This is a genomic window from Providencia sp. PROV141 (assembly GCF_028481645.1).
Classification (GTDB): domain Bacteria; phylum Pseudomonadota; class Gammaproteobacteria; order Enterobacterales; family Enterobacteriaceae; genus Providencia; species Providencia rettgeri.
The window spans coordinates 274,341-286,781 of record NZ_JAMPPR010000001.1 but is presented as its reverse complement, the minus strand read 5'-3'; the positions used below and the strand labels follow the sequence as shown (position 1 = coordinate 286,781).

Below are 12,441 nucleotides of genomic sequence, written 5' to 3'. Positions count from 1 at the left end.
TTACATTTATTATTTTTTGGCGAGATATTTTTTATTTAGAGAAGTCGGAGATAAAGGTCATAAATGTGATTGGTTTACATGCAAAAGCCAGTATGATGTAGCTGCGAGTCAGTTAATTTATTCAGAGGAACACATGTATTCACAAAGAAAGGCAGAATTTTTCTTGGTGCTTACCACGATAATTGCAGCTTGGGGATGGGTGTTTTCCCGAGAAGCTGTGCAGGGAATGCCAATATTTGCCTTTCTTGGTAGCCGTTTTTTACTCGCTGCTATCATTTTAGCCCCTTTTTGCCGAGGGAAAAAAAATAGAATAACGGTGAAGCAATTACCAAAAATATTAATGACAGGCGGTTGGATGTCACTAAATATGGCGCTCTGGATCCACGCGGTGGCAATAACAGACTCAATTGGCGAAGGGGCTTTTATCATGAGCCTCGCTATGTTATTTGTTCCATTAGTCGCATGGGCCATTTTAAAAAATAAACCTGTCCGTTATTTCTGGGAAGCACTCCCTGTTGCGGTATTAGGACTGGCATGCTTAACCTTATTTAAGGCTCAACTTGAATTTAAAGCAAGTCAACTGTGGTTTCTTGGCGCGGCAATTGTCCAAGCTATCTATTTTTGTTATACCAGTTTATATACTCGAACAATTCCTCTTTTACCGTTAACGGCCATTCAACTTGCTTGTACAGGAATGACAGGGCTTGTCTTGTCATTCTTTTTAGAAGAGTGGCCGAGCAGCATGACAATGCCTACCATGATGTGGTTTATTGCTAGTGTGGTGATAGCAACGAGTTTGCGCTTTGTGTTACAGCTTATTGGCCAAAAAAATACCACAGCAGGAAATGCGGCAATTATTATGATCCTTGAACCCGTGATGACCGTTTTTGTCGCGGCTATTTGGTACCATGAAAGAATGCCTTTTATCCAAATTGTGGGGTGTGTGCTAATTTTATCGTCATTATTCTACTATCGATGGCGCTGTTCTAATTCATTACCAAGGTAAAATACACATAATAAAAAAATGGGTTAATACAGCTTTTTTACCAGAAAACAGCTATGATTGTTATGAATAGTCAGTGATAGGGATATTAATCTTAATAAGAACGTCTTATTTTGTGTATTAAGATTAATGGTATTGAAAATATAAACGATATATCCAAAATAGCGTGAACTAGGAATAATAGCGGTTTATTATTATCACCTTAGTTAAAGCTGAATAGGAAATGGGCATAAAATGAAAAAATTAGCATTAATATTAGGTATGGCGGGAGCGATGGTTGTGTTGTCTGCATGTTCTGATGAAAAATCAGAAATTGCGGAGTACAAAGAGAATTTTGTGAATACCTGTGTTGTTGCATCAGGAAACCCGCAAGGTGAAACGGCAAATGCGGTCAGTGCAATTTGTGGTTGTGCCTACGATAAAACAATTGAAAAGTATGGTTTAGCTGAGTTTAAACGTATGGATGCGGAATTAGAAAAATCAGGTACTGCAGAACCTGAATTCCAAAAAACCATGATTGAATTTGTTCAACAGTGTTCGACTAACGCGCGTTAATTGTTTATTACTCGCAGCTATTTATTATCAATCAACAATAGCTGCGAGTTTATTATTTTTATTTAAATAAATGTTTAAATTGATGTGGAGCACTGCGCAAGTATTGTGGCGCAACATCTATCTGTTCATTCAATTCGCTCGCTGCTCGCCAAGGCCAACGTGGCTCAAATAGGATCCCTCTGCCAATAGCCACCAAATCTGCTTGATGGGTTGCAATAATGGCTTCAGCTTGTAAAGGTTCAGTGATGAGACCTACAGCAATAACTGGCATCATGGTATTTTCATGAATAGCTTGGGCTAAAGGGACTTGGTAATTTGGGCTCAATGGTATTTGCTGCGCTGGTGATAACCCACCTGACGAAACGTGAATGTAATCGCAACCCAAATCCTCTAGTAATTCAGTAAGTTCAATAGATTCAGGTGTATTCCAACCAGATTCAAGCCAATCTGTTGCAGAGATCCGCACGCCAATTGCAATATTAGGGTTAATTGTTTCTCTCATTTCATGGAAAATGTTAATAAGTAATCGAGTACGCCCCTTAAAGCATCCACCATATTCATCTTGTCGTAAGTTGGATACTGGTGATAAGAACTCATGCAGTAAATATCCATGAGCAGCATGGATCTCAATAACGTCAAAACCTGCTTTTTCAGCACGAATTGCTGCATCAATAAATTGCTGCTTTAGCTGTAAAATTTCTTCAACAGTTAATGCATGTGGTACCGTATTATCACCAAAAGCAAGCGCGGATGGTGCAACAGTTTGCCAACCATTAGGTTGTGTGGGTTGGATACTTTTCCCTCCCAACCAAGGTAAATCAGTTGATGCTTTCCTGCCTGCGTGAGCGATTTGCACCCCTATTCGAGCATCTGAAAACTGCCTGATATCGCTGAGCATTTGTTGCATTTCAGCCATTTGTTCATCATTCCATAAACCAAGATCTTTGTAGGTAATACGCCCTTCAGGAACAATAGCGCTAGCTTCTACAATAACTAAAGAGGCACCAGATAATGCAAGGTTCATATAGTGGGCTTTATGCCATGCTGTTGGCATGCCATTTTCTGCAGAGTATTGGCACATAGGAGGAACAATTATTCGATTTTTCAGAGAAACTTGGCCTATTGATGCAGGTGAAAAAAGGCGGCTCATTGGAACATTCCTTATTAGCAAGCTTAAATTATTTTAATATTATACTCCGTTAGCCAAATTTTTTTTGTGAGATGGTGTGGTATTACGGGGTAAATTTTGTTTTTAAGCGGATCGTTGATAGAAAATCAAGTGAAATTTTACATATTTGATCAAAACAATAAAAAGTATATTTCTCTAGCAACATAATGCAAAAAGAGGGGGAGAATATAAAAAAACGAGGTAAAAAATAAAATATAATAATAACTATTATTTTTTGATTGTTATAATTCTGTAACTTATAAATAAAATTAATTACCACCAACTTAGAATGGTGTTAATATCTGCTTATGGTTTTAATGGTTCTAATAGAGAATAAAGCTATTTTTTTATTTTAAATGATAATTTAAATAAGAATTAATGCATTGTTTGTGAAGCAAAAATATAAAATATTTCTTGCGGTTATATTCAATGGTTTATATAAGAAACAAGCTTGTTAAGTTAATGCAAACCAAGCTAAATGTTGTGTTTACCTGAAAAATATAATTCTAAGAAGGAAGTAGATGTGCTGACAATTATTGGTATTTTAATAATTTTATCGATAGTAACATTATTGATGATGGGGAAAGTTAGCCCAATTATCGCAATGTCTTGTATCCCCTTTATTGGTGCTTTATTTGCTGGTTACTCTGTTGCCGAAATTTCAGTATTCTTTGAAAGTGGTATTAATAAAGTGTCAAAAGTCGCAGCGATGTTTTTATTTGCGATTTTATTCTTTAGCTTAATGAAAGACCTGCACATTTTTGATCCGTTGATTCGTTTTATGGTTAAAATGACACGTGGAAATATTATTGTTGTTTGTATTATGACAACGTTAATTGCGGGGGTTGTCCATTTAGATGGGTCAGGTGCTGCGACATTCTTAATTATTATTCCTGCCTTATTACCTTTATACCGTCAACTAGGGATGAGTCCTTATTTAATGTTGCTGTTGATGTGTGCCAGTATGGGGGTCATGAATATGGTACCTTGGGGTGGGCCATTAGGCCGAGCCTCAGCTGTCACTGGAATTGATGCCTCGACCCTATGGCAACATTTGATCCCAGTACAATTAATTGGCATGGCTGGCGCAGTGGTATTTGCTATTCTGATGGGATTACGTGAGAAAAGACGTATTGCAGCGGCAAGTTTGAAAGGCACTACGCCATATGAAATGGATTCTTTACTACCTGTCAGTGACGACTCTGCAGATATAAGCGAAACGGTTCAGAAACCCAAAAAGCCACTTATCAATGGTGGGCTAATCATCGCATCCGTTATCTGTTTAGCATTTGGTTTATTATCTGCCCCTTATGTTTTTATGATCGCACTTTCCATTGCTTTAATGGTTAACTTCCCTAACCCTAGAGACCAAATGAAAATTTTGGCAGCCCATGCACCGCAAGCGTTGGGAATGGTGGCCATAATATTAGCCGCGGGAGCATTCTTAGGTATTTTATCTGAAGGTGGCATGCTTGAATCAATTGCAACAGACTTAACGGCTATTTTACCAACAGAATGGGTTTCTAAAGTCCATATTTTTGTCGGTATTTTAGGTGTGCCGATGGATATTTTTACTAGCACAGATGCTTATTATTTTGCTTTATTACCTATAATTCAACAAATTGCAGCCACCGTTGGTGTTGACCCATCTTCCGTTGTTTACGCCATGGCGATAGGCAACAACGCAGGAACCTTCGTGAGCCCGTTTTCTCCAGCTGCATGGCTAGCAATGGGCTTGGCTGGAATTGATATGGGCCGTCACTTACGTTATTCGTTCGGTTGGATTTGGTTGTTTAGTTTCTTTTTATTAGCGGTAGGGGCGTTAATCGGCCTTTATTGATCTGCACATCTTTGCTCGTCGGCTTTAACGCCACAGTGTTGTTAGCTTCAAAAGTAAACCCTAGGTGCATACTTGTCTATGCTCCTAGGGATTTACTTTTTTGCCGCCTAGCTGTGACATGAAATTCTTAGAGCAAATTATCTCTTCTTAAATCCTTATATCAAACCATCTTCATCTTGCCCGTCACCGCGTTGTTGGCTTCAAAAGTAAATTCTAGTGATAGGTAACTAGGGTTTGATTATTTTTCAGTTATTCAACTATCGCATGTTAACTATCAGATAGTTACTATGTCGAAAAACAAATGGCTATGACATGATTTATTGGTTAATTATATCAATAAGGTTTGTTATGCGTAGGCCACTTTCTTCCTATCATCCTATTCTCTATTGGCTGCGGGTAACTCAAAAGCGCTTAGCTCGAAGATTGCATTGGGTATGTTCTGCCAAGCATTATGCGAAGTCAAAATCCAGTGAACGCCTTGAATATCGCTACAACAAGCATACATCTAAGCTGATCCGTAAATTAGGTGAATCAGACCTACGCTTGCAATACAACAAAGTAACGAATTTACGTATTGCTGCTGAAGCGATGAATGGAGTTATTATCTACCCGGGCGAATATTTTTCATTTTGTCGGCTCGTAGGAAAACCGACTTCGCGCAGAGGTTTTCTTGAAGGTATGGAACTTTCGTTTGGTGAAGCTCGTTCAGGGATCGGCGGGGGAATTTGCCAACTAAGTAATTTAATTCATTGGATGGTATTGCATTCTCCATTGCAAGTGGTTGAGCGTGCTAATCATAGTTTTGACCCATTTCCAGATGAAGGGCGTGTATTACCCTTTGGTTCAGGGGCGGCAATTTTTTATAATTATATCGATTTGGTTTTCTATAATCCGACACAAAGTGCTTTTCAATTGGTATTTAATATCGCTGAACATCAACTTGAAGGGGAGTTATTGAGTTGCACATCCCGTGAGCATAAATACCATATTTATGAGAAAAACCATAAATTTACCCGAGAAAATGGAGTTATATACCGCCATAACGAAATTTGGCAAAAAGTGACAACTAAAGGACAAGAACCTAGTACTTTGCAGGATAATTGTTTGTATCGTAATAAAGTGATAGTGAAATATTCCTTAGATGAAAGCCAGATAGCGGTTGAATAATATCGCTAGCAATGAGATTAGGAATAAATTGATAGCCTTTTTCTTGACAATTAGACTAAAATTCAACTGTTTTCCTTCAATTTCGCTAATTTTGACCCTTAGCTAAGTAAAAATGAGGCCGTTACTCGGAATAAATATGTAATACCTACACTTGATTTCTCAACCATTAAAGACGCAAATCTAGCAAAAAGATTTGTGGTTATTTCTATTTCTTTAGAGAAAGCATGATGAATATGCAATCAAGAAAGTATGGTAGAACGTATCACTATCCGTTCTCCCCTGGTACGACTAGTGATGATCGCATTAATAGCGATTGGTGGTCGCACATCCAAAATATAGACAAACTGGTTCACACAGAAAAATTGGATGGTGAAAATAATTGCTTAAACCGTTATGGGGTTTTTGCGCGCTCTCATGGGGCTCCAACTCAATCGGCATGGAGCCAGCAAATTCGCCAACGTTGGCAGTTGATTAAAGATGATTTAGGGGATATTGAACTATTCGGTGAAAACCTTTACGCAATACATTCCATTGAATATCAACATATTGAAGATTATTTCTATGTGTTTGCTGTTAGGCAAGGGGAGTATTGGCTTAGTTGGGAAGAGGTGCAATTTTATGCGGCTTTATTTGATTTTCCAACTGTCCCCCAATTAGATTTATCACTCAGTAAACATATGGACAAGCAAGAATATGCAAGTTCATTAATTACTGCGGCATCATTAGATAGCCAATTTATTGCGCGTGATACCCACACAGGGAAAGCCTGTAGCATGGAAGGGATTGTGAGCCGTGATAGTCAAGGGTTTCATGTGGATGATTTTATGGCACATGTTTTTAAATATGTGCGTAAAAACCATGTCAAAACTGATATCCACTGGAAGCGGCATTGGCAGCGAGCCAAGCTGGCCTTTGAATTGCAAGGAGAACAGCCATGAGTTGGCAATTAACCCAATACCGTGATTGGGCACAGCTTGAAAAACAGTTCGATTTTGTGCGTGATATGCAATATGTGCCGCAAGACCGTTTGCACCATGCGGAAGGCAATGTGGCTATTCACACTCAAATGGTGTTAGTGGCTTTGGAGGGTTTACCTGAATATCAACAGCTTCCAGAACTTAAACAACAAATCGTTTGGGCGGCAGCGTTGCTACATGACGTCGAAAAACGCAGTACAACAAAAGAAGATGAAGAAGGGCGAATTCATTCGCCTGGACATGCCAAAAAAGGTGAGTTATCTGTACGCAATATATTATTTCGGCAAATAGAAACTCCTTTTGCTATTCGTGAACAAATTGCAGCTTTAGTTCGATTTCATGGTTTACCGCTTTGGTTAATGGAAAAGCCAGATCCTGAACGCACGTTATTTGCTGCTTCGTTGCGTGTTGAAATGTCTTTATTGTGCATGCTTGCGAAAGTCGATGCGATAGGGCGTACGTGTGAAGATAAAGCGGAATTGTTGGCCAGAATCGAGCTATTTGAGTTGTTCTGCCGTGAGCAGGGTTGTTGGGATCAACCTAAATCATTTGCTTCGCAGGCTGGGCGTTTCCATTATTTTCATCATCAAAAGGGTACTACGGATTATCAACCTTTCGAAGAAACTGGTAGCGAAGTGGTTATGCTATGTGGTTTGCCGGGGATGGGAAAAGACCATTTTATCAAACAGTTTTACCCACAAACTGCGGTGGTATGTTTAGATGATATTCGCCGAGAACATAAAATCAACCCAGCAGACAAAAATGCCCAAGGTTGGGTGGCTCAGCAAGCCAAAGAGCAAGCTAAACGCTTATTACGCACTAAAACACACTTTATTTGGAATGCGACGTCATTAAGTGCCTCTTTGCGAGGAACAATGATCAGCTTATTTGAACGCTACCAAGCAAAAGTTCATTTAGTTTATTTGGAAGTGCCATTTAAACAGTGGCGACAACAAAATCAACAGCGTAAATATGCGGTTCCAGAGCAGGTTATGGAAAAAATGGCAGGGAAGTTAGAATTGCCAACTCCAGATGAAGCCCATCAAGTATCCTATTATATTGATGGTAATTTTGAATCGTTACTTGCAGAAAAATAAAATTAATCGCCTGCCTCTTAGTTAGAGGCAGGACGTGATATTAGTTTTAAGGAACGTACACATCGCCCTCGAAGAGTTTTCTTGCTGTACGAATAATTGACGCCTGAATCCCTTCCGGTGAATTGCCTTGTTGGTTTAACGACACGTCAAATTTTCCACTTAAATGTTCAATGGAAATGTTATTCATATCAACAGAGTGAATATATTGCTGAGTAATACTATTAGGAACAATAGTACTTGTCGCAATGGCGATAGCACCAGTCACGGCAAGTGCGCCATGGCATTTATGTGGCATAAAATAACGGACATTAATTGTTCCACCGTGAATAGCAGGTGAAATCAATATAGGCTTAGGGATAACTTTTTTGCTCACATCACCAAGCCCCATCACAGCGCCTGCTTGTATACGAATAGCTTCGAGCTTTTGCATAAATTCGGCATCAGTTTCGAGCTGTTCTGCGGTTTCATAACCGGTTTTATTAAGCTGAGGCGCATCAATCAACACCACAGGCATCGCCATATCAATACAACTAACATCAATACCTTCAATGGTGTCAATAGCGTGGCCAGTCGGGAGCAATTTTCCTGTTTTAGTTCCACAAGCATTTAAAAATGTCAGTGCAACAGGAGCGGCATGACCGGGTACACTCGCAATTTCAGTGTCACCATCATAATCGACATGGCCATCAGGCGTTTGTATAGTAGAGTTGACGAAGGTGTTTGTATTGACATTACGGATCCTCACAGTCGTTGTTTCACCTGTGATAGGGACCAAGCCTTTTTCGATAGCAAAAGACCCCACGGCACAAAGAATATTGCCACAATTTGGTGCGGTATCAACAATGCGCTCAGTAATAGAAACCTGAGCGAATAAATAATCAACATCAGCATCACGGTGGGTTGAAGGGCTAATAATTGCGACTTTACTGGTTTGTGGGCTGCCACCACCAATGCCATCAATTTGCAAAGCATGGCCAGAACCCATAATCGCTAGAATCAGCTCATCCCGTTGTTGTATGTCTTTAGGAAGGGAGTCCGCTAAAAGGAATACGCCTTTCGAGGTGCCGCCACGCATTAAGGTACAAGGAATTTTTTTCATCTGTTTACCCGTTATATTTCACGCTGTGCCTGTGTTGGCTACGCTCAGTCACCCAAGTCACATACTTTTGTATGCTCCTTGGGATGCCTTCACTTGCCGCCTTGCCACAACGTGAACTATTTAGGGTAAACCCGTTAAGTATTACGCTGTGGCGGTGTTGGCTTCTTTCAGTTACCCAAGTCACATACTTTTGTATGCTCCTTGGGATGCCTTCACTTGCCGCCTTGCCACAACGTGAACTATTTAGGGTAAACCCGTTAAGTATTACGCTGTGGCGGTGTTGGCTTCTTTCAGGTACCTAAGCCACATACTTGTATATGCTCCTTGGGATGTGTATCAGCAATTTTCTCTTAACAAAATTATTCAGAGGTCAGATTGCAAATAGGTAGGTAGCCTGAGGAAATCAACGAAGCCATAAATAAAGAGGGCACAAACTAAGTTGTGCCCTGAATAGTGTTTAAATTAATCCAGTACTGATTAAAATTTCCCACCAACCTAAGCCGATAGTCATGTGAACGAATAAGCTAATGAAGGCCACTAACCCGCCGATGATCCACCAAGAACGGATATCGTTATAACCTGCACCGAATACGATAGGTGCTGCGGCGCCGCCATAGTGAGTCACGCTTCCGCCGTAAGCATTCGAGAACAGCAAACCTAGAGCGAGTAGCATCGGAGGAGCCCCTGCAACCATACCGACAGTGGCAAATACCGGAACCATGGCTGCAACGTATGCACCACCAGATGCAAATAAGTAGCGAATGGCAACACTGATGAACATGATGACAAAGAAAGCTAGCATCGCTTGGTCACCGAAGGAGAGATATTGGCTCATGGTATCCGCGAGCCACTTGAAGAAGCCTGCTTTTGTGAGAACACCAGACATACTGATGATACCACCGTACCAAATCAGGGTATTCCAGCCGCCTTTATTCTTCAGTACGTCATCCCAAGTTACAACACCGAGGATCAGGGTTAATGCCATGACCGCAATCGCGACGCTAGAAGCGCTGACGCCGATAAGGTCAGAGAAAATCCAGCCACACAGCGCGATAATAAAGACAATACCCAGCAATTTTTCACGCATAGTCATTGGGCCTAAATCTTCCAGGCCTTTGGCCGCGATCTCTTTGTTATTCACCTTTTTCAACTCAGGCGGATACAATTTGTAGATCATTAACGGCGTCAAAATCAGCATGATTAAACCTGGTACAGAGGCTGCAAGTGCCCATCCACCCCAACTTAAATGGATGCCCATAATGTCACTCATCATGGCAAGGGCGAGTGCGTTTGGTGCCATTGCGGTCAAGAACATATAGCTGGTGGTTTTAGTCACCATATAAACGTTGACGAGGAGATAGTGGCCTGCTTTACGTGGACTTTTTTCTGGATCAGACCCTAAAGCAACGGCGACACTATTGATGATTGGGAAAACAATCCCTCCTGCACGTGCGGTATTAGAAGGCGTCGCTGGCGCGATAATTAAATCAAGGATTGCGGTCACATAACCGAGCCCTAATGTTGTACCACCTAACTTACCAATCAAGATATAAGAAAGACGTTTACCTAAACCAGTAATAACAAAGGCGGCACTCAGAGTAAATGCAGCAAATACAAGCCATGTCGTACCGGATGCATATCCGCTTAAAACTTCACTTGCTTTGACATCTTTAGTACCCGTTACTCCAATAATTACCGCACTTGCAGCAATAGTGGCTAATAAAATAACAGGCTCTGAATATGGTTTAAGTACCAAACCAACAATAGCGGCAAGATAAAGACCGAATAACAACCACGCAATATGTGGTAGCCCCGCTGGTGTAGGTATTAAAGCAATAATAATTGGAATGGCTATTAACACGAATAGCTTCCATATTTTTTCTTTTTGCATAAGCCAATTTCCTTGATTAAATCAATATTAAATTTATTTAATATTAAATTGAATGAACTTTAATATTAGGAATTTGTTAAAATGATAATTTTTAATATGGCTGTATCTTGAATGAAATATAATGATTTTAATTTTCATTAATAATTCACTCTAAGGTATATAATTTAGTTAAATAATTAATTGGTTTTTATTTAGTTAAATTGTTTTATTTTTAAATTATTCCTGTTCTATTAATGTTAAATAAAGGATTGGTTGGGTAATCGAGCAAAAAACCAAGTTAGAATTAATAAATCCGCACTTCCCCCTGGGCTCACATTTAGTTGAATACATTCATTATCGAAATGTTTAACTTTAACTAAGTCATCATGGGTATTTATACCTGCAGTTAATAGCTGTTCTGCACGCTGCTTTATCCACGTTAAGCTCTTGATACCACCACGATTGACAATATTCGTATCATCATTCAGGCTCATGAGTAAAATTAAGGTATCAAGTAGAGCGAGATCGGCGAGTTTGCCTTTAGCAAGTTGCTGCAAATAATAAGGAAGTGAATGTTTGATTACTAACGAATAACCGCCTTCAGCTTCACCTCTTGCACCTGTTAGCCCATGTCTCTGATATAAGCGATGGCCTGCAGTGGGGTTTTCAGTTTTTTGTTTAAGTTCATTGGTAATTCCCTTACACATACTAGCAACCAATAAGCTGACATTTTCAGGTGAGACACATTGTTGCTGTGCAATCAAACGGCCTATTGCGGTTAAGATTAAACCCAAGGAAAAAATACTGCCTTTATGGGTATTAACCCCTTTTGTTGCACGGAACATCGACTTTTCACAATCCATTCCGATAGGGCGAATATGGGGTAATAGTTGCTCTATAGGACAATTTTTGTATTGAGCGCCTGCTTGCAAAAATTGAGGAAAATGTGTCGCGATGGCATTGGCACTTAAATGAAAGTCAGTCAGTGCCATATCTTTATGGGCACCGGTGTTGTGTTTATCCACTAACCCAGGTTTAGGGGTTAAATTCACCTCAGCTAACATCGCTTTCCATGCTAATTGGCTGTAATAGTGGGTTAATTTATCATTTATATGGCTGAGTTGTTTAATAGGTTGCATGCGCTAACTCCTCGATACGATTAAGTATCTCAACCAATGAATGTGTCCGCTGACGAGCACAAATTTTCGCTTCATTTTCACAAATTAAGCATTGTCTTGGTGGCAGATTTAATTGTGAGCGTGAATATTGTTGTCCATTCGCATCAAACACATCAAAATCCCATAATCGACCAACAGCAGACGATTCTTCCATGCGAATTAACGCTTTTTTAATCTCGATAGCATCTCCGTCAACGGCAGCCAAGCATTCCGGCCCCGTTTTTAATGCCCAAGATTGTTGTGATAAAAACACCCACTGCCCGCATGAAGCAATCTGTTTAAGCGCATTTAGGCCCTGATTAAACACATGTCTAACAAGAGAGTTGTCTTTGACAGCTCCAGGAAAAACGACAGTAAATGAAATCAAGGTTACCTGATGGAGACCAATCCACGCTTGTTGGCGAGCCTGACGGGCATCTCGGCTATCCAACAGTTCAGGTAAAGAAATTTCAAATTGCTCTTGAGTATCAGGCAGTGGGTAAAACAT

The 12,441-nt window shown here is 40.1% G+C and carries 11 protein-coding genes; 6 read left to right on the top strand and 5 right to left on the bottom strand.

All coding sequences use genetic code 11. From position 1 onward, the window contains the following. Positions 1 to 133: 133 nt before the first annotated feature. A complete protein-coding gene (locus PSF09_RS01365; RefSeq protein WP_210837384.1) occupies positions 134 to 1,006 on the top strand; it encodes a DMT family transporter in 873 nt (290 codons plus the stop codon). A gap of 231 nt (positions 1,007 to 1,237) precedes the next feature. Beyond that, positions 1,238 to 1,558, top strand: a complete 321-nt coding sequence (locus tag PSF09_RS01360) for a hypothetical protein (protein WP_004910043.1) — start codon at positions 1,238 to 1,240, stop codon at positions 1,556 to 1,558. A gap of 58 nt (positions 1,559 to 1,616) precedes the next feature. On the opposite strand, the gene PSF09_RS01355 is transcribed toward PSF09_RS01360, so the two are convergent. Continuing rightward, positions 1,617 to 2,708 (bottom strand): NADH:flavin oxidoreductase/NADH oxidase, encoded by a 1,092-nt coding sequence (locus tag PSF09_RS01355; protein ID WP_210837385.1) that lies wholly within the window; start codon positions 2,706 to 2,708, stop codon positions 1,617 to 1,619. A gap of 541 nt (positions 2,709 to 3,249) precedes the next feature. On the opposite strand from PSF09_RS01355, the gene PSF09_RS01350 reads away from it, so the two are divergent. From PSF09_RS01350 to PSF09_RS01335, 4 genes are all read left to right on the top strand, one after another. Continuing rightward, the gene (locus PSF09_RS01350; protein ID WP_272665162.1) at positions 3,250 to 4,566 is read left to right on the top strand and encodes a CitMHS family transporter; all 1,317 of its coding nucleotides are present in this window, start codon (positions 3,250 to 3,252) and stop codon (positions 4,564 to 4,566) included. 348 nt (positions 4,567 to 4,914) lie between these two features. Continuing rightward, positions 4,915 to 5,733 (top strand): VanW family protein, encoded by an 819-nt coding sequence (locus PSF09_RS01345; RefSeq protein ID WP_272683354.1) that lies wholly within the window; start codon positions 4,915 to 4,917, stop codon positions 5,731 to 5,733. Between the two features lie 227 nt (positions 5,734 to 5,960). Next, on the top strand, positions 5,961 to 6,671 hold the full coding sequence (locus tag PSF09_RS01340; protein ID WP_272683416.1) for an RNA ligase family protein: 711 nt from the start codon (positions 5,961 to 5,963) through the stop codon (positions 6,669 to 6,671). Beyond that, positions 6,668 to 7,807 carry an AAA family ATPase gene (locus tag PSF09_RS01335; RefSeq protein ID WP_272665160.1) on the top strand — a complete coding sequence of 380 codons (1,140 nt, stop codon included), beginning with the start codon at positions 6,668 to 6,670 and terminating at the stop codon, positions 7,805 to 7,807. Before PSF09_RS01340 ends, PSF09_RS01335 begins: the two co-directional genes overlap by 4 nt. A 46-nt stretch (positions 7,808 to 7,853) precedes the next feature. Here PSF09_RS01335 and PSF09_RS01330 read toward each other — a convergent pair whose 3' ends face one another. The 4 genes from PSF09_RS01330 to citX all read right to left on the bottom strand — a co-directional run bounded on the left by PSF09_RS01330 (position 7,854) and on the right by citX (position 12,441). Further along, on the bottom strand, positions 7,854 to 8,906 hold the full coding sequence (locus tag PSF09_RS01330; protein ID WP_272665159.1) for a 4-oxalomesaconate tautomerase: 1,053 nt from the start codon (positions 8,904 to 8,906) through the stop codon (positions 7,854 to 7,856). A 457-nt stretch (positions 8,907 to 9,363) separates the two neighbouring features. Continuing rightward, on the bottom strand, positions 9,364 to 10,797 hold the full coding sequence (locus PSF09_RS01325; RefSeq protein ID WP_272665158.1) for an anion permease: 1,434 nt from the start codon (positions 10,795 to 10,797) through the stop codon (positions 9,364 to 9,366). 236 nt (positions 10,798 to 11,033) lie between these two features. Then, positions 11,034 to 11,915: a triphosphoribosyl-dephospho-CoA synthase CitG gene (citG, locus tag PSF09_RS01320; protein ID WP_272665157.1), complete on the bottom strand. Its 882-nt coding sequence runs from the start codon at positions 11,913 to 11,915 to the stop codon at positions 11,034 to 11,036. Then, a complete protein-coding gene (gene citX / locus PSF09_RS01315; RefSeq protein WP_272665156.1) occupies positions 11,902 to 12,441 on the bottom strand; it encodes a citrate lyase holo-[acyl-carrier protein] synthase in 540 nt (179 codons plus the stop codon). Before citX ends, citG begins: the two co-directional genes overlap by 14 nt.